The 15867-nt window shown below is 60.0% G+C and carries 20 protein-coding genes and 3 tRNA genes; 6 read left to right on the forward strand and 17 right to left on the reverse strand.

The features are described from left to right. Positions 1 to 222 precede the first annotated feature (222 nt). Together FAA86_RS17815 and FAA86_RS17820 are read right to left on the reverse strand one after the other, a co-directional pair. A tRNA-Gly gene (locus tag FAA86_RS17815) sits at positions 223 to 296 on the reverse strand. 21 nt (positions 297 to 317) lie between these two features. Continuing rightward, positions 318 to 402 (reverse strand) — tRNA-Tyr (locus tag FAA86_RS17820). A 219-nt stretch (positions 403 to 621) separates the two neighbouring features. Here FAA86_RS17820 and rlmB point away from each other — a divergent pair. From rlmB to FAA86_RS17835, 3 genes are read left to right on the forward strand one after another with little or no spacing between them, the layout of a single operon-like run. Continuing rightward, entirely contained in the window at positions 622 to 1503 is an 882-nt protein-coding gene (gene rlmB, locus FAA86_RS17825; protein ID WP_136542487.1) for a 23S rRNA (guanosine(2251)-2'-O)-methyltransferase RlmB, read from the forward strand. Then, positions 1503 to 2297, forward strand: a complete 795-nt coding sequence (locus FAA86_RS17830) for an HAD-IIB family hydrolase (RefSeq protein ID WP_136542488.1) — start codon at positions 1503 to 1505, stop codon at positions 2295 to 2297. Before rlmB ends, FAA86_RS17830 begins: the two co-directional genes overlap by 1 nt. Before the next feature lie 37 nt (positions 2298 to 2334). Then, the gene (locus tag FAA86_RS17835) at positions 2335 to 3549 is read left to right on the forward strand and encodes a glycosyltransferase family protein (protein ID WP_136542489.1); all 1215 of its coding nucleotides are present in this window, start codon (positions 2335 to 2337) and stop codon (positions 3547 to 3549) included. Between the two features lie 31 nt (positions 3550 to 3580). Here FAA86_RS17835 and FAA86_RS17840 read toward each other — a convergent pair whose 3' ends face one another. Then, positions 3581 to 4555 (reverse strand): MliC family protein, encoded by a 975-nt coding sequence (locus tag FAA86_RS17840; RefSeq protein ID WP_136542490.1) that lies wholly within the window; start codon positions 4553 to 4555, stop codon positions 3581 to 3583. An 85-nt stretch (positions 4556 to 4640) separates the two neighbouring features. Continuing rightward, positions 4641 to 4710, reverse strand: a tRNA-Ser gene (locus FAA86_RS17845). Positions 4711 to 4851: 141 nt separating this feature from the next. On the opposite strand from FAA86_RS17845, the gene FAA86_RS17850 reads away from it, so the two are divergent. Next, positions 4852 to 6159, forward strand: a complete 1308-nt coding sequence (locus FAA86_RS17850) for a tyrosine-type recombinase/integrase (protein ID WP_136542491.1) — start codon at positions 4852 to 4854, stop codon at positions 6157 to 6159. A gap of 69 nt (positions 6160 to 6228) precedes the next feature. Beyond that, positions 6229 to 6990: a DUF4145 domain-containing protein gene (locus FAA86_RS17855; RefSeq protein WP_136542492.1), complete on the forward strand. Its 762-nt coding sequence runs from the start codon at positions 6229 to 6231 to the stop codon at positions 6988 to 6990. 322 nt (positions 6991 to 7312) lie between these two features. On the opposite strand, the gene FAA86_RS17860 is transcribed toward FAA86_RS17855, so the two are convergent. Together FAA86_RS17860 and FAA86_RS17865 are read right to left on the reverse strand one after the other, a co-directional pair. Next, positions 7313 to 7567 carry a DUF6894 family protein gene (locus FAA86_RS17860; protein WP_136542493.1) on the reverse strand — a complete coding sequence of 85 codons (255 nt, stop codon included), beginning with the start codon at positions 7565 to 7567 and terminating at the stop codon, positions 7313 to 7315. A gap of 43 nt (positions 7568 to 7610) precedes the next feature. After that, complete coding sequence (locus tag FAA86_RS17865; RefSeq protein WP_136542494.1) at positions 7611 to 7853, reverse strand: hypothetical protein; 243 nt, start codon at positions 7851 to 7853, stop codon at positions 7611 to 7613. A gap of 362 nt (positions 7854 to 8215) precedes the next feature. Between FAA86_RS17865 and FAA86_RS17870 the strand changes: the two genes are divergently transcribed. Continuing rightward, positions 8216 to 8926: an SOS response-associated peptidase gene (locus tag FAA86_RS17870; RefSeq protein WP_136542495.1), complete on the forward strand. Its 711-nt coding sequence runs from the start codon at positions 8216 to 8218 to the stop codon at positions 8924 to 8926. 80 nt (positions 8927 to 9006) lie between these two features. On the opposite strand, the gene FAA86_RS17875 is transcribed toward FAA86_RS17870, so the two are convergent. The 11 genes from FAA86_RS17875 to FAA86_RS17925 form a co-directional block, all read right to left on the reverse strand. Beyond that, on the reverse strand, positions 9007 to 9315 hold the full coding sequence (locus FAA86_RS17875) for a hypothetical protein (protein WP_136542496.1): 309 nt from the start codon (positions 9313 to 9315) through the stop codon (positions 9007 to 9009). Next, on the reverse strand, positions 9312 to 9548 hold the full coding sequence (locus FAA86_RS17880; protein ID WP_136542497.1) for a hypothetical protein: 237 nt from the start codon (positions 9546 to 9548) through the stop codon (positions 9312 to 9314). Before FAA86_RS17880 ends, FAA86_RS17875 begins: the two co-directional genes overlap by 4 nt. Positions 9549 to 9552: 4 nt before the next feature. Continuing rightward, positions 9553 to 10017 carry a hypothetical protein gene (locus tag FAA86_RS17885; RefSeq protein WP_136542498.1) on the reverse strand — a complete coding sequence of 155 codons (465 nt, stop codon included), beginning with the start codon at positions 10015 to 10017 and terminating at the stop codon, positions 9553 to 9555. Then, positions 10017 to 11591 carry a tape measure protein gene (locus tag FAA86_RS17890; RefSeq protein WP_136542499.1) on the reverse strand — a complete coding sequence of 525 codons (1575 nt, stop codon included), beginning with the start codon at positions 11589 to 11591 and terminating at the stop codon, positions 10017 to 10019. Before FAA86_RS17890 ends, FAA86_RS17885 begins: the two co-directional genes overlap by 1 nt. Next, positions 11588 to 12070, reverse strand: coding sequence for a hypothetical protein (locus tag FAA86_RS17895; RefSeq protein WP_136542500.1), 483 nt, complete (start codon positions 12068 to 12070; stop codon positions 11588 to 11590). The genes FAA86_RS17890 and FAA86_RS17895 overlap by 4 nt, the downstream gene beginning before the upstream one ends. Further along, positions 12070 to 12507: a hypothetical protein gene (locus tag FAA86_RS17900; protein ID WP_136542501.1), complete on the reverse strand. Its 438-nt coding sequence runs from the start codon at positions 12505 to 12507 to the stop codon at positions 12070 to 12072. The genes FAA86_RS17895 and FAA86_RS17900 overlap by 1 nt, the downstream gene beginning before the upstream one ends. Before the next feature lie 101 nt (positions 12508 to 12608). Then, positions 12609 to 13247, reverse strand: coding sequence for a hypothetical protein (locus FAA86_RS17905; protein ID WP_136542502.1), 639 nt, complete (start codon positions 13245 to 13247; stop codon positions 12609 to 12611). Between the two features lie 252 nt (positions 13248 to 13499). Further along, on the reverse strand, positions 13500 to 13724 hold the full coding sequence (locus FAA86_RS17910; protein WP_136542503.1) for a hypothetical protein: 225 nt from the start codon (positions 13722 to 13724) through the stop codon (positions 13500 to 13502). Next, positions 13721 to 13984, reverse strand: coding sequence for a hypothetical protein (locus FAA86_RS17915; protein WP_136542504.1), 264 nt, complete (start codon positions 13982 to 13984; stop codon positions 13721 to 13723). The genes FAA86_RS17910 and FAA86_RS17915 overlap by 4 nt, the downstream gene beginning before the upstream one ends. After that, positions 13984 to 14421 (reverse strand): hypothetical protein, encoded by a 438-nt coding sequence (locus FAA86_RS17920; RefSeq protein WP_136542505.1) that lies wholly within the window; start codon positions 14419 to 14421, stop codon positions 13984 to 13986. Before FAA86_RS17920 ends, FAA86_RS17915 begins: the two co-directional genes overlap by 1 nt. A gap of 241 nt (positions 14422 to 14662) precedes the next feature. After that, entirely contained in the window at positions 14663 to 15217 is a 555-nt protein-coding gene (locus FAA86_RS17925) for a hypothetical protein (protein ID WP_136542506.1), read from the reverse strand. Positions 15218 to 15867 lie beyond the last annotated feature (650 nt).

Genomic DNA, 15867 nt, shown 5'->3' on the forward strand with positions numbered 1-15867 from the left:
GAATGCTTCCTGTGAACGAAACGGGGTTGCCCCGGCGAACCGGTTTGGTCCCGCCGTTTAAGGCTTTCATGCGCAATGCGCAAGCGTTAAATAATTGGCCTTCCTGCGCCCGAAACGAGCGCATTCCATGCCCCTCAGCTGACGCAGGGTGAGGAGACTGCCGTAACGCGATGTTGCAGCGTATTATTGTTAAATATCGGTGACTTAGGGGATCGATTGGTCTGGAGCGGGTAACGGGAATCGAACCCGTGTATTCAGCTTGGAAGGCTGCTGCTCTACCATTGAGCTATACCCGCATTTTCAGATCCGAGGACGAATGGTGGAGAGAGTTGGATTTGAACCAACGTAGGCTGAGCCAACGGATTTACAGTCCGTCCCCTTTAACCACTCGGGCATCTCTCCATTCTTTCGTCCGGATCTGGCGACCAAGCTTTGTAGTCCCGACCAGAGTGCGTCGCCCCCTGATCTGCGGCGGGTATATGACGGCCCAACCGGCTCATGTCAACACGAAGTTTGACGAAAAATTCCGAAAAGTTTCATAGGCCAGACACATGCCCCGGACGCACAGGGGATTTTCCGGCCGGGTCTATGCCCGCCCTTCACCCGCCGCTATAAGGGCGCATGGTCAAAGATCCCAAAACCGATAAAACCGCCCGCGACACCCATTATGCGACGCTGCGCCGACAGGTGCGCGATGCCAAGCGTGAGCGCGGCGAAATCCCGACTCCCGGACCGCAAAAGCCGCGCAAGAGCAATGCCGACTGGACGCCGCCGAAGCTCGCGCCCGAGCAGGTCCTGCTCTATGGATTGCATACCGTGCGCGCAGCGCTCGACAATCCCGAACGCAAGCTGATCAAGCTCTCGGCGACGCAGAATGCGCTGGTCCGGCTTGAAATCCCCTCTGTGGAAAACCTCCGCATTCCCTTCGAGACAGTGACACCGCAGGATCTCGACAAGGTGCTCGGCCCCGAGGCCATCCACCAGGGCGTCATGCTGGAGACGCGCCCCCTGCCCGTTCGTCGGCTCGAAGCGCTGAAGGACAGCCCGCTGATCCTGGTGCTCGACCAGGTGACCGATCCGCACAATGTCGGCGCCATCATGCGGTCGGCCGTGGCCTTCAATGCCGGCGCCGTCATTACAACGCAGCGGCACAGCCCGACAGAATCAGGCGTGCTCGCAAAATCGGCCTCCGGCGCGCTGGAACTCATCCCCTATATCCAGGTGACCAATCTCGCGGACGCGCTGGGTGAGCTGCACAAGCTCGGCTTCTTCTCCGTCGGTCTCGATTCGGAAGGTCCGGCGCCGATGGAGCAGACGCTGACGGGCGATCGGATCGCGCTGGTGCTCGGCTCCGAAGGCAAGGGATTGCGGCAGAAGACACGCGAGACGGTTTCGGCGCTCGCCCGCCTCGACATGCCGGGCGCGATCAAGTCGCTCAATGTCTCCAATGCCGCGGCCATCGCGCTCTATGCCTCCCGTCAGCATCTGGCGGGCAAGGGCTGATGAAGCTGGTCTTCACCGATCTCGACGGAACGCTGCTCGATCACGACAGCTATTCGTTCGAGGCGGCGCGGCCGGCGCTCGATCTTCTGGCGGCACGCGGTATTCCGGTGATCCTCGCCAGCAGCAAGACGGAAGCGGAGATGCGGCCGATCGCCGAGGCGATCGGCATATCCCACCCGATGATCGTCGAGAATGGTGCAGGGGTCGCCGGCCTCGAGAGCGGGGATGCGGCTGCCACGGAAGAAGAAACCGCGAGTCCTTACAAGCGATTGCGGGCGCTTCTTAGGGAATTACCTAAGGAGCTCAGTGCCAAGTTCGAGGGCTTTGGAGATTGGGATGTTGCGCGTGTGGCGCAGGAGACGGGGCTTCCCCCAGCGTCCGCCGAACGTGCCCGCAAACGCCGCTTTTCAGAGCCCGGACGCTTTGCCGGCACGGAGGACGAGAAGCGCGCCTTCATCGACCTGCTCGAGGCGGAAGGTTTCACGGCGGTTCAGGGCGGACGCTTCTTCACCCTGATGCCGCAGACATCGAAGGCCGAGCGCATGGCGCAGGTCGTCGCCCATTACCAGCGCGGTCTGGTCGAGCCTGTCCGGACGGTCGCGCTCGGCGATGCGCCGAACGATCTGGCCATGCTCGAGGCGGCCGATTGCGGCATCATCATTGCCAATCCTGCGCACAAGGCGCTGCCCGTCACGGAACGGGAGAGAGAAGGTGCTATCCTGCGCTCGGAACGATCCGGCCCGGAAGGCTGGAACATCATGATCCATCAACTCGTTGCCACGGGGTTTCTCTGAGTCGGCCGCAACCGACTTCCTCACGAAAGGATTAGATATGGCGGATTTTCACCAGAACGGCGTGGTCGCGACCCTGCACAATCTCAGGGAACGCTCGCTGGAGCGGATGGAAAAAGAACTGACCGTCTTTTCCGCTTCGCGCCCCATCACGCTGATCCTGCCGTCGCTCTATTCCGAACTCGAGGCACCCGCCCTCGAACATATCGTCTCCGAGCTTTCCCAGGCTCCTTACATTTCCGAAATCGTCATTGGCCTCGATCAGGCGAGCGAAGAGCAGTTTCGCAGCGCCAAGCACTATTTCTCGCGCCTGCCGCAGAAGCATACCATCCTCTGGCATGACGGGCCTCGGCTGCGGGCCGTCGACGAGAAGCTGAAGGCCGAGGATCTCTCGCCCGACCAGCCGGGCAAGGGCCGCAATGTCTGGTTCTGCATGGGCTATGTTCTGGCGGCGCGTCAGGCTGGCGTGGTTGCCCTGCATGACTGCGATATCGTCACCTATTCCCGCGACATGCTGGCGCGCCTCGTCTACCCGGTCGCCAATCCGCGTTTTCCCTACGTTTTCTCGAAGGGTTACTATCCGCGGATCGCCGACCGCTCGCTGAACGGTCGAGTGACGAGGCTTCTGGTGACGCCGATCCTGCTCAGCCTCGAAAAGGTCATGGGGCACCATCCCTACATCGATTACCTCAAGGCCTTCCGCTATCCGCTCGCCGGCGAATTTGCCATGCAGACGCAGATCCTCTCCGACATCCGCATCCCGTCGGACTGGGGCCTGGAGATCGGCGTCTTGTCGGAGATGTGGCGCAACTACTCCACCCAGTCGATCTGCCAGGTCGACATCGCCGATGCTTATGATCACAAGCACCAGCCGCTTTCGCCCGAGGATGCCGCCAAGGGATTGTCGCGCATGTCGATCGACATCACCAAGGCGCTCTACCGGAAGCTTGCGACCGACGGTGTCGTGTTCAGCCAGGATGCCTTCCGGACGTTGAAGGCGACCTATTACCGGACGGCGCTGGATCTGGTGGAGACCTATTACCACGACGCACGGATGAACGGGCTGACCACCGATCGCCACCGCGAGGAGCAGGCCGTGGAACTCTTCGCTGCCAATCTGATTGAAGCCGGCCAGGTCTATCTCGACAATCCGAACGCCACCCCCTTCATGCCGAGCTGGAACCGGGTGCAGAGCGCGCTTCCCGACCTGTTGCGCGATATTCAGGAAGCCGTGCGGCTCGACGCCGAGGACTGATCGTCATCGGACACTGCCGACGGGCCGTCCGTCACATGGCCGGGCGGCAGGTCAATTCGCCTTCGACAGCGACGAAGGACGTGCCATTGGCCGTCAGCTTGCGCTCGATGGGATAGTCGATGACGCTCGGCCAGGCTTCGATATCCTTGGCGGCGTTGGGATCGGCATCGATGGCCGGCTGATAGGCGGCCCGGCAATCCGGCAGCGGTCGGTCCCCGGCGAGGCCCAGTTCCTTACGGATGCTTGCTGCGCAGCTGTCCGGCTGGGCCAGCAGCGAACAGGTGGCGGCATAGGTCCTGCGGTAGCGAAGCGTCAGTTCGTCATCGACCAGCGTCAGGGCGGAGAACTCGCCCGCCACCACGTCATCCATCAGCCGTGTGCCGCTACGGGTATCGTAGACGACGAAGGGCATGCCGCCATTCCAGCCATCAGCGCCGCGGAAAAAGGCGTAAGGGCCGACCGCCCCCCAGAGATAGCCGGCGGTATCGTCTTCGATCTTGCGATCGAGCGTCGGATTGAGCTGACAGGGACCTTCCGACGGCGCGATGTAGAGGCCAGCCGCGCCCTTCTCGCCGAGATCCAGTTCCTTCAGGGCAAAATTCGGGTAGCGCAGGCAGGTGAGCTTGCCCTTCATGTCGAAGCCCGTGTCTTTTTCCGCAAGCTCGACCTCCGCGCGGGTGGCGCGGTCGAACTGGCCGGTCACCTCGCCCGCGTCCCGACAGGTCACAGGCGCCATCCGGCCGATCGCGAACTGCAACTCGTCGCCCTTGCCGCGCAATTCGTAGCGGCCATTCGAATACCAGAAGCCGCTGGCGGCCTGTTGCTGCGGGAGAGACTGCTTCGTGCCATCCTGAAGGGTGAGTTCGGCCATGTCCTGGCTGAAGCTGACGATGAGGGAATTGCCGTTTTCGCAGACATATTTGATGTCGGCGGCCTGCCCTGGACTTGGCAGAGCAAGGATTGCAGTCGCGGCCAGTGCCAGGCCGGTCAGTGTCGGTACGCGCATCGGGTCTTCCTCGGCTTTCGGCCGTGACCATGCCAAAGAACAGCCCTCAAGGACAATGGAAAATGCGATCAATTCTGATGAGAAGTGGTGCCCCCGGCAGGGTTCGAACCCGCGACCCCCTGATTACAAATCAGGTGACAGCCCTTAACACGGGCAATCGATCGGGATCAAGACACCCCTGAAAACCCCTCGTTTCCATTGACTTTCGGGGTAACGTTAGGCGATGTTACCAACATCCAATATCGCGGATTATCGCGTTACCCCGTCACCCTCCCGTTACCCCAAGGCTCAAGACCATGGCAAAACCCCTCACTGTGAAGGCCGTTGATGCCGCAAAGCATGGCACCAACAAAGACGGCGAGGCCATTCGCGTTGAATATCCAGATGGAGGCCTGCCCGGTCTTTATCTCGTGGTGCAGCCTTCCGGGTCGAAGAGTTGGGCCATCCGCTATAGAGCCGGTGGAAAGCCCCGCAAGATGACGATCGGCCCTTATCCCGTCTTCGGGCTTGCTGCAGCCCGCGAGGCCGCTGGCAAGGCTCTAAGGGCTGTTTCGGAGGGTCGAGATCCCGGCCATGAGAAGAAGCTCACCAAGGCAGCCCAGGCGAACGATCTCACTCGCATTGAGGCGGTGCTTGATGACTTCGTGTCGAGGCACGTCGAGGTGAAGAACCGGCCCAGCTCGATCAAGGAGAACAAGCGGCTGATCGAGGTGGAGATCAAGCCCAAGTGGAAAGGCCGGCAGATGGAGACGATCACCCGGCGCGAGATCATCACCCTACTCGACGAGATCGCCGACCGCGGCGCCCCCATCATCGCGAACCGGGTTCACGCCCTGCTTCGGAAGTTCTTCAATTGGGCCATTGAGCGCGATGTGATCCAGGCCTCACCCGTGGCGAACGTGAAGGCCCCGGCTGCAGAGGTGGCGCGCGATCGGGTTCTTTCCCATGACGAGATCCGGCTCGTCTGGCTTGCTGCCGACAAGGTGGATTGGCCGTTCGGCCCACTGGTCAAGCTTCTGCTCTTGACCGGTCAACGGCGCGATGAGGTCGCCTCGGCGTCGTGGGATGAATTCACCCTCGACGGCCCCGCCCCTCTCTGGGTGATCCCAAAGGAGCGGGCGAAGAACAATCAGGCGCATTCGGTCCCGCTGTCAAAGTCGGCTGTCGAGATCCTGCAGGCCCTACCCCGCATCAAGGGCGCCGAAAGCTTCATCCTCACAACCACCGGCAAATCGCCCGTGAGCGGCTTCTCAAGGGCCAAGGATGGCATTGACGCCGCGATGCTCGCCATTGCCCGACAGGAGGCCGCAGAGCGCGGAGAAGACCCCGAGAAGGTCAATCTGCCGGAATGGCGGCTGCACGATCTCAGGCGCACGGCAGCGAGCGGGATGGCGGCACTCGGTCAACCGGTCCATGTCGTCGAGGCGGTGCTCAATCACCGGAGCGGGACCATCAAGGGCGTTGCGGCAGTCTATAACCGTCACGACTATCTGGAGGAGAAGCGGCGCGCGTTGGCGGCTTGGGCTTCCAAGGTGGCGGAGATCGTCACAGGCGAGCTGTCGGGCGCCGTGGTGCGTCTCGATACCGCGAAGAAGCGCTCTTGATCGTCAGTGACGCTTAGACCATACAACCGCCTGGCGACGGCATCCGTCGAGTTGAAGATTGAGGACACCATGAGCGGGAGCCGTGTCGGGCAAAAGATGAAAGCATACTGCTCTGGCTGCAAAGGCGAGCGCAACTGCGACATCCATGGGCACTATGCAGAGAGCGACGATGATGGACTGGTTCAGTGGTACCGGGATTGGTATCTCTTAGTTTGTCGTGGCTGCGAACATGTATTTGCCCAGTCAGTCAGCACAGATTCGGAATCTCGGGTACCTTACTACGCAGTCAACGGAGAGGTAGAATACGAACACGAAGAGACCATCGTGATGTGGCCGGCTAGAGCCAAGCGGGATCGGCCACAATGGTTTGATGGCAACCTCATCGACAGCAAGAAATCGACACAGCAACTCGACGCGTCATTGCTCGAACTTTATGGCGCCCTCGATAATGACCTGAATGTCTTAGCCTCCATAGGCATGAGAACATCTTTCGACATTGCGGCGGAAAATCTCGGGGTAGATCCGAGCCTCACTTTCCAGCAAAAGATTACAGACTTGCTGAGCCGGGGCGCGATCAAGCCATCCGAGAAAGACCATATCGATATCCTAGTTGACGCAGGGAGTGCGTCTGCTCATCGAGGTTGGAAACCGCGCATCGCCGAGCTGAATACGCTGATGGACATTCTAGAAGGCTTCATATTCAACAACTTCGTTTTGCCTGAGCGTGAACAAGCAAAGGCTGATGAGATCGCGAAAATAAAGGCGAAAGTGCCAGCAAAGGCCACCAAGCCTAAACCGAAGACGAAACCTAAGCCAGCAGCCAAAACCTAGAGGAGCGTGCCGTAAAGCCTCTTGATCACCGGCCCTCTATCGGCCATAGAAGCCCCCAGGCGGCGATAATCATAGACACCCGGGCCATATGCGGCGGCCCATGAGAGACCGCCCATGCAAGCTTACAAGGGAGCCCGGACCCTATTCGACTTCGCCGGCCGCAAGATCCACGTTGAATGTCTGAAATGCGAGATCCGGCGCCGTTACGACGGGGACGCGATGATTGCGCGCGTCGGCAGGAATGTGGTGATGCCAGACTTGCTCAATCGAATAGCGCGCGGCAACGGGTGTTTTCTCAACGACGCGCCGACGCCAAACGGTATCAGGTGCCGGATGCACTATGCGGATGTCCGAATTTGATAACGCTGGTCAGTGGCACAGCTTCAACGATATTGCCCGCCTCGTCGCGCACTTCGATAGTTGTGCCATCGATCGCGGTTTCTCTCATGATCGCTTCAATGACCATATCACGCGCCGCGAGCTGAGCCTCCCTGATAGCGTGGTCGGCAGTGGGCATAAAGATGCCCTCGACGTCAGGGATCGTGCAAACTTCGGTTCGGATATCGAAATAGAACATGGGCATGCCTCAGAAACATATACGTACAGAGGCAGTTCCCGATTTAGTTTTCCAGGGTGTAGACGTTGGAGCTGCGCTCCACCACGAACCGGTCGAGCAGGCCGAAAAGGGCCGCTTCTAAGTCGTCCGCCACGGTCACATCTTCGTCTTGAACTGCTGCCTCAATCGTCCGCTTGACGATCTTATCCAAATCCTCCGCAGGCAAGTTGTAGTGGATAGCGCGCTTCCTAAGGATTTTTTGAAGATCGCTGCTGCCCGCCGCACGCGAGCCGGCTTCAGACGCCATCGCTGGCAACTCCTGCTGATTAGATGAGGCGGGCGAAGTGATGTCTCACTGTCGCCAGCTCCCGCTGTTATCTGTTGACGATGCAATGAGCATACTCTCAATTACCGGTGAGTCGAGTCTTCCCGAAAAGGCACGGGAATACGTCGACGCGGCTCCGCTGCATTGTGAGCAGTTGCGCCGTCGCTAAAATGAGAGCATTCTGATTGACAGCGGACGGCGCGGCAGGCCTCCCACCTTCGTCTCGTCCCTGGTCGAAGGGCGCCGTCCGTCTCTCTGATTAAGCGCTCAGTGCATGGGCAAGCGTGCACCTTGCAAATACTCCTGCATGCCTTCACCATCGGTCTCCTTCGGGAGGCTTTTTCATGTGCAATCTCTACAACATCACGACGAACCAGGAAGCTATCCAGGCAATCACCAAGGCGATCGATCGTCTCGGCAATCTTGAGCCTTCGCTCAACGTCTATCCCGATCAGATGGCCCCGATCATTCGCAACAACAATGGTGAGCGAGAAGCCGTGATGGTGCGCTGGGGCATGCCATCCTCTCAGAAAGCGCTATTCGATGCGGCCTCCAAACGTGCTGACAAGCTCAGGGAGAAGGGCAAGCCCGTCGACTTCGATCACCTGCTGAAGCACGAACCGGACCGGGGCACCACGAACATTCGAAACACCAACAGCAGCCATTGGAAAAGATGGCTCGGGGTCGAAAACCGCTGCGTTGTGCCTTTTACTCGGTTTGCCGAACCGGATCCGGCATCGAAGCCTGAAGGCGGCACCACACCGAATGCCTGGTTTGCTCGTGACGAGACAGAACCGCTGATGTTCTTCGCTGGGATCTGGGTGCAGCAATGGGAGAGCGTGCGCAAGGTCAAGGACGGGCTCACCAGAGACGACCTCTTCGGGTTTTTGACGACTGAGCCCAACTCCGTAGTGGCGCCGATCCACCCGAAGGCTATGCCGGTCATTCTATCGAGCGATGAAGAAGTGCATGCATGGCTTACTGCACCATGGGCAGAGGCGAAGTCACTTCAGAGGCCATTGCCCGATGATCGGCTTATTCTGCTGAAGACTTGATCGGCAAGCTGGCCCAAAGTGCGGCCACCTGACTACCAATCAGCGGCTACCGGACACGAGAAGCTATGAACGGCAGCGGATCATAGGCCGTCTTGATCGATCGACGCGCTATAGGGTAACGCCGGGGTTTCAGGAAGCACTTCGCAGAAGAAGACGGCCGGCGCATTCGTGCGCTTGTGAGGCGGTGCCAGCCTACCCAGGCGCACGGCTTCTGCATGGCCGTCAATCACTGCCCCCAGGCGATACATGCCGGCGCGATCAGCGGATCTGATAAAGCCCTCGCGCACGAGAGCCTTGAAACCCTGCTTGGTGATGTGGAGAGCCTTTGCGCCCTCGTCGGCAGTGATCAGCCAATCCCGAAGAGGCTTCTTTCGGTGAAGGACGCTCACCGGGCGCGCTTAAGCTTCATGTCGCCCTCTGGACGGGTAAGATCATTGGACGCCTCCCAGCAAGCTCGCTGCTGCTCTGGGGTGAGCTTCCGATATTGCCGATAGGTCATGCCCAGGCCGAAGGCCATAGGAGCAATCGCTTTGTTTGGCCCTCGGAGCTTGTTGAGGCGCATCATCTCCCAATCGGTCAACTCGCGCATGATCCCTACGCCTTCGACATGGATCTGTCTCATGCGGTCAATCCTTGACTTTGAAGGTCACACTTGCGCGGAGCTCGCCGGAATCAATAAGTGGGTTGCTGGACCCCTTCTGAGCGATCGTCGAGGGCGCGTTCGGCGGCGACTGCAGAGAGGTGATCTCCTCTTGAATGTCGCCTTGCGCTTTGATCCCGAGCTTGCGGAGAACCTGACGCATGACCTTGGCCGGATCCTTGCCGGCGGCAGCGGCGCGGACGATCTCTTTCGCCCCTGCGACCATCGCCGATCGATAGCTTGACCGATTGGCCCGCATGGCATTCTGCATGAAAGGTCTTTCGGGGATCCGAGACGTCCCGAAATTATTGAACACAGCCCTTTCCAGCACGTCGCTGTCAGTCTCGCCGGCAGGAAAGCCCACCTCTACGATGGCAGGCTTTGGCGGGATCGATTTGAGCCCCGCCACACCATTTCCCACTACTTTGGTGCGCCTGACCCTGATCGGCATCAGATGCCCCCGGGTACGAAGCGCGGGGGAGGCAGCGAACGCGTAGCAGCACCCGCCGCCGCATTGCCCACGGCTTGCCCGACTGCTGCCGGGGCATCGGTTGCTTGGGTCACCGTCACCCCGCCAACATCCACCGTCACCGACTGATTGCGGCTGTCGTTGATCGTGTTATTCAGCGAGGTCGCGGCCTGATCTGCGCTCATTTTGGAGACATTGGCTTGCGCGTTCTGGATCTTCGCCAGAATGTTATCCAGCTCGGGCACACGCTGCTCTGGACGGAGCGAAACAGAGCCCTCGGTTCCGGTTCGTCCGGCTGGCGCTGGAGCGGTGGAAATCCAGTTCAACGGGTTCAGCGCGGCAAGCTTCTCCGTCGCCCAGGCAACGAAGTCGAGGACAACAGCGCGAGCGCCATCAAAGGCAGCCTGGAAGGCGTCACGGATCCCGTCGCTGATCCGATCGGGCAAAGCGTTGAGCCATTCAAGGATCGCGTCCTTGAGCTCCCCTAGCCAGATGATGGCGTCGCCTATCACCGACTTGCCGCCGCGAAGGAAGGTCAGGAAGTCGTCGAGGACGAGGCCGGCCACGATGAAGCCGGTGACGATCGGGGAGATGCCGAGGGCGATCCCGAGCATGACCGCCTTAAGGACGTTCCACGCTTCGGAGTTGGCATCGATGTAGCTCGAGATGGTTTCGATGTGACGGCCAATCCTCGCGGCGAAGTCACCGACGAAGGTCACGGCGGTTGACAGGCTGTCGGAGATGGCCTTTGCCCAGCGGTCAAGGCTGCCGTTCGCATCGAGCCTGCCGATGAAGTCCATGAGGCGCTGAAGCTGGCCCTTTGCGACATCAAAGAACCCGGCATCGCCGATCCGGCGCTGAAAGTCTGTCCAGCTATCCCCGAGATTGGAGGTCATGCCGTCCCATGTGCGAGACTGCTTATCCATCGCATCGTTGAACCGCCGGCCGAAGTTGTCGACCAGAAACTTCTGGATCTCGACGCTGCTCTTCTTCAACGTCTTCGACATCTGCTTGCCGTTCTCCTGCCAGGAGTACGTCACTTGATCGCCCGCGACGCTGGCAGTGATGCCGAAGGCCTTGAGGCGTTCATTTTCGCCCGTAATTGCGTCAGCAATGGCTTCGACGCCCGACATGAGGCCGACGCCCATTGCAGAGCCGGCATCGCCTGCAGCCTTCAGTGTGCCGTCCAGCGGGTCGATGCCGTAAGCCTTGAGGCGAACGAAGGCCTGCGTGACGTCACCGATCTCGTAGGGGGTGGTTTTCGCGAACTCGGCGACCCAATCGAGCGAGGCCCGGGCCTTGTCGGCACTTCCCTCGATCGTCTCCAGGGTGGCCTGGTAGCCTTCGAACTCGGCAGAGGTGGAAATGACCGACTTGCCCAGCGCTCCCATGCCGGCGGCAACGGCGGCGGCTGCAGCGGCCATCACGGTTGCGGCTCTGGCGGCAAAGGCGGTGATGCCCTTCTCGGCTTCGGACATGCCCTTCTGAAAGCGCTTGAGATCGGCCTCTCCGGTGAGGTCCCAGCCAAGTTCGGCGACGAGCTTTTCGATGATCATGGCAGTTGCTCCTTCGCGAACTGGCTTTGCTTGAGTTCGGCCGTGATGGCGGTCTGTTGAGCGCTGCCCTTATCCAGCGGCCCGCCATTCTTCAGGATGCAGTTGCAGGCCTCGCAGCGCATGGTTTCGCGGATCCGCTCAAGGTCGATATGCGCCTCAGGGGCGGCAGCCATGGCGATCATCAGAATGGTAGTGGAATAGGGTTCCGGGGTGGTGATGCGCCTGTCGGCGATCATCCCGGCAATGGCCCGATCCAGCTTTCGCATCGATGAGGTGAATGGGCCGATCTTGTCTTGAGCGACCACGAGGCGGAGAACCGCCCCGCAGTGCCGGAAGGCAAACGTATAACAGACGTCGAGCCGACGCGCCTGGACGGCTTTGCGCTCCTTGGCGGTGGATACCCGCACCCCGGCCCATTCGCCCGTCTTGAGGGCGCTATCGGTCGCGGTGAGCTCTTCCCAGGCGTGCCGGATCTGCATCAAGCGGCCTCGCTGCCCGGCTTCTCAAGATAGGCGTTCCGCATATCCTCGATCATCTGATCTCGGTAGGACCTGGATTGAGCAGCCTCCCGGTTAGGAGCCTGAGAGGCAGGCGTCGCTCCATAGAGCATCGCGTAATATTCCGGCGCGGGCATGCCACAAGCCCTTAGGCCACGCACGTTGTCGAAGATCGGCAAGGCTGCCGCCTGCGTTACCGACATTCCGCGAACGCTATCGCGCATGCTCTTGATTTCGGCATCGGTCATCATGGTAAGTTCCTTTCGGGTCTGTGGAGTTGCGCTGTCTTTCATCAACACGGGAATATGCAGTGAGGCACCGTTGACCAGCACTCCGTCCTTGACCGCGCCGCATGAGCATTTGCGCAGGCCCGACGCGTAGCAATTGCACATCATCTTCATTCCATCTGCTGTCAGCATCGCTGTTGTCCTTTCAGCTCGTTGAAGGGGCGGCCGCTCTAGTTGAAGACGCCTAGAGAGCCGCCCCGCCTTTCAGGCTTGGGCCCCATGCACCAGGCCTGTCAGGATTTCAGGTTGATCGGGCGCGTTCCAGTGTCGGTCAGTTCAACCAACTTGGACGACATGAGACGCGGACGATCCGACGAGCCGGCAGCGTTCCAGCCCGATGGCGAGCCAGAGGCGACATATTCGGCTGATGCCAGCCACGCTTGATCACCAGCGGCGAGGCTGTTGACCCGCTCCAGGCGGGCGTCGTTGTCGCGGACACGCAAGATCAGAGCCGTCACGCGATCAATCAGATCGGGGTATTCCTTCAGATCCTCGACGAGTTGATCCCGCTCAGCGCGGGCGGCGTCGTATTCCTGTCGATTGGCTTCGCTACGCTCCCGCTTCACTGCCTGATCATGAAGTTCGGTCAGGCGCTCTGTCGCGCGCTCCATGCGGCGCCGGGTGAAGTCGGCGTCTTCCATTTCCTTCCGAGCCTTGGCGACGGCATCCGGTCTCGTGGTAGGGTCCAGCGCGATTTCGTTGGCTCTGATGCTTGCATCTTGCGCGGCCTGATCAGCCTGATCGACCTCTCGCAAGAGCGCTGCGATCTGCGCAGAAGAAAGCGTAGAGGTGAAAGCGTCAGCGATCCGATTTTCGAGATCGGCACGGGGCAGCTCGACGACGTTGCTCTCTGCAGGCTTGATGCTAACCATGGAGGAATACCCCTTTCTGGAGCTTGGGTGTCTGTTGGGAAGCCCGATCGGCTCGGGAGGTGAGATCGCGCCGCAGATCGGCGCATGACTGCCCCTGGATGCGTGCCAGGGCTTCGAAGTAGCTTTCGCCGGCCTGCCTGCCCCCGTTCTCGTCAACGAAGGCTGCAATTGCTGGGAAAGGGGATGGCGTGGCTGCCGCACTGGTCGGCACCTTTTGCTCAAGCCCCTGGAGACGGGTGATCCGGGCTTTGCTCATAGGTACGCCCCGCAATCGATCAGGAACTCGTCGAGGGCGGCGAGATCCGTTGCCGACAAGGCGTCTCGTCCTCCTGCGTCCACCTCACTTATGAGGCGGTCAACCTTGGCCCGCTCAGCGGCGTTCAGTCGGTGATAGGCATCATTGCGATAGTCCCAACCCGACACAGCCGGCTTGCTTTGCTCGATGCGCTCAAGGCGATTGATCAGCGCTCGGCTCACGGCGTTTCCTCCGTGGCTTTCACACCGGCTGCAATGCAGAACGCCATGAAGACATCGAGCTCGCGATCGGAGAGAACTTTCACGGCCTCCTGCACATTGCCGCGATAAGCTGCGTTGATTTTGTCGGAGATTGCGTCGAGGTCTGCACGCTCTTCATCTGTCAGGCGCAGATATGCAGGCTCCAAGCTGTAGGCCCATTGGTCGTCTTCCTTTGCCGTCAATCGGCTCTCGATCCTTGCGAGGCGAGAAATCTTGGTCATCAAAGCCTCTCCTCAAGCGCCTTGATGCGTGCCTCAAGCTCGACGGCTTCCAGGGCGGTCACATACCGGCCGCAGAGCGCTGCGATGGCGTCGGCCTCGTCGGTGGTGAGCTCGCCTTTGGCAACGGCATCGAGGAGAGAAGCGAGCGCGGCCGGGACGTCGGCGGCGCATTTCACAGTCGGAAAGCTTTCGAGGGTGACGATCCGGCCTTTCCGCACCGGGGCGATGCGTTCCAGGCAGAGGCGGAGAGCGGTGGTGTCTCCAGCGAGAGCGGTTTCGATCGCCTTGCGAGTGAGTTTGTTGGCGTCATTGCCAAGGAGCTTTTCAACGGCCAGCGTGGTGCGAGAGCGGGCGCCCTTCGGCTTGCCAGGATTGCCCGGTCCAAACCGCCCTTTCGCGTCCCGTGTGTTTTCGCCCGTACCGTCTTCCGAACTCAATTTGCTGCCTTCCGTTACCCAACCGAAACCCATGACGGGCCGGCGAATTCATGGAAGCAATCTAACACCCTGACTTCACGGCATAAAGGCAAAGTCAACCACCTGATAAGGTATCAGGTGCTACCTCTTCATAACGGCACGGGAGCGGAGGGGAAATATCTTTGCGCCGGACGGCTGGACGCTTCAGAAGCGCCGGATTATCGCCGAAAAAGCGGAAGCGTTCAGGTCAGGTTTTGACAGGTCACCACCTTGAAAGCGGGTGTCTCACTTGCTCGACGTTGGGGATAGTGAATTCGTCAGCCTGCAGTTCCATTGCTTCCCAGATGTAGTCTGGAATGTAGTGAGGAAAGGCCAAAGCAGAATGCGTTCCCGTCCGGACGACGATTAGGCCTTTTTGCGTCAGCCCCACAAGTGACCCGTGACCTAGCTCAGCCGGGAATGCCTGCATCCGTCTGGAGAAGAAATAGGACATCACTTCGTGCTCATGCTTCGGCAGATCATATAGCCACTGAATGCGTTTCCACCTCACCGCACTGGCTCTCCGGGCCTCTCCTATGGAAGCGAAGATCTGGATGGACCATGTGACAAGGCGCGTGATGCAGATCGCTGCCGCGAAGACTGCAACGACCAAGAAAATGGCGACGAGCCAGCGCGGAAGGTCTGCAAGATACGGCAGGGCTTCGTGATGGCCATATACGATAGCGGCAGAACCAAGAAGCGCGGCGAACGCTATCGGCCAAGCCACGCCCATTGCGTCGACAAATTCCTTAAGCGAGGGCAGCCCTACGGACGACATTTGGAGCTTCTCCGTGGTGATCGGACTATGGGCATAGCCTATCCAGCACGTTCGCGGCTTCCCGCAACCGATCCAGCTCCCCCGAAAGGACCTCGAGCTGCACAGAATGTTGGTACCAGTCGAAGATCTGAGGATTTCCCTGCAGATACTCTACATCCAGAAAGACCAGATCATTGAGGAGGGCGTCGTATTTCTCGAGCCGTTCCTTGATCAATCGGCAATCGCTCGGCTGCAGCTCTGCCGTATGCCCAACTCCCGCGAAGGAATGCATGAGGCAAGCCAATACAAGCGGTCTCGTGCGCATACATCCCCCATCAAGTGTCTAGTGACAGTGAGCCCTGCCGGCTTTGTTGTCCATATGGCAGCACTGGCCAGGCGGTGAGCTTTTCCGACAACCACCACCGTGAGCGAACGCCGGCAGGTACGATGCGGCGACAATGGCGGCAGCAATTGAAATCCGAATGATGATCATGGTCCATCCCCCCCTCAACCTAAAGCTGGACCATACCAATCATCGCGAGCATGTCCACAGAGTTGCGCGAGCAAGGTTAAAGCACGCCAAGGGCGCGAGCGATCTGCATTCCCATAGACGCCAGCACAACGACGATCAGAAGCGCCAAGAGTCCGATCTCGACGGCGCCTCTCACTGC

Source organism: Rhizobium rosettiformans W3 (assembly GCF_004912135.1).
In the GTDB taxonomy this organism is placed as follows: Bacteria; Pseudomonadota; Alphaproteobacteria; order Rhizobiales; family Rhizobiaceae; genus Allorhizobium; species Allorhizobium rosettiformans.

Bases quoted from the DNA above. Each gene is read 5' to 3' on its own strand.
- FAA86_RS17885 (WP_136542498.1), bottom strand. From the start codon at position 10,017: ATGCCGATCAGGGTCAGGCGCACCAAAGTAGTGGGAAATGGTGTGGCG.
- FAA86_RS17835 (WP_136542489.1), top strand. From the start codon at position 2,335: ATGGCGGATTTTCACCAGAACGGCGTGGTCGCGACCCTGCACAATCTC.
- FAA86_RS17900 (WP_136542501.1), bottom strand. From the start codon at position 12,507: ATGCTGACAGCAGATGGAATGAAGATGATGTGCAATTGCTACGCGTCG.
- FAA86_RS17915 (WP_136542504.1), bottom strand. From the start codon at position 13,984: ATGACCAAGATTTCTCGCCTCGCAAGGATCGAGAGCCGATTGACGGCA.
- FAA86_RS17925 (WP_136542506.1), bottom strand. From the start codon at position 15,217: ATGTCGTCCGTAGGGCTGCCCTCGCTTAAGGAATTTGTCGACGCAATG.
- FAA86_RS17865 (WP_136542494.1), bottom strand. From the start codon at position 7,853: ATGGCGTCTGAAGCCGGCTCGCGTGCGGCGGGCAGCAGCGATCTTCAA.
- FAA86_RS17880 (WP_136542497.1), bottom strand. From the start codon at position 9,548: ATGAGACAGATCCATGTCGAAGGCGTAGGGATCATGCGCGAGTTGACC.
- FAA86_RS17860 (WP_136542493.1), bottom strand. From the start codon at position 7,567: ATGTTCTATTTCGATATCCGAACCGAAGTTTGCACGATCCCTGACGTC.
- FAA86_RS17870 (WP_136542495.1), top strand. From the start codon at position 8,216: ATGTGCAATCTCTACAACATCACGACGAACCAGGAAGCTATCCAGGCA.
- FAA86_RS17895 (WP_136542500.1), bottom strand. From the start codon at position 12,070: ATGCAGATCCGGCACGCCTGGGAAGAGCTCACCGCGACCGATAGCGCC.
- rlmB (WP_136542487.1), top strand. From the start codon at position 622: ATGGTCAAAGATCCCAAAACCGATAAAACCGCCCGCGACACCCATTAT.
- FAA86_RS17830 (WP_136542488.1), top strand. From the start codon at position 1,503: ATGAAGCTGGTCTTCACCGATCTCGACGGAACGCTGCTCGATCACGAC.
- FAA86_RS17840 (WP_136542490.1), bottom strand. From the start codon at position 4,555: ATGCGCGTACCGACACTGACCGGCCTGGCACTGGCCGCGACTGCAATC.
- FAA86_RS17890 (WP_136542499.1), bottom strand. From the start codon at position 11,591: ATGATCATCGAAAAGCTCGTCGCCGAACTTGGCTGGGACCTCACCGGA.
- FAA86_RS17855 (WP_136542492.1), top strand. From the start codon at position 6,229: ATGAGCGGGAGCCGTGTCGGGCAAAAGATGAAAGCATACTGCTCTGGC.
- FAA86_RS17905 (WP_136542502.1), bottom strand. From the start codon at position 13,247: ATGGTTAGCATCAAGCCTGCAGAGAGCAACGTCGTCGAGCTGCCCCGT.
- FAA86_RS17850 (WP_136542491.1), top strand. From the start codon at position 4,852: ATGGCAAAACCCCTCACTGTGAAGGCCGTTGATGCCGCAAAGCATGGC.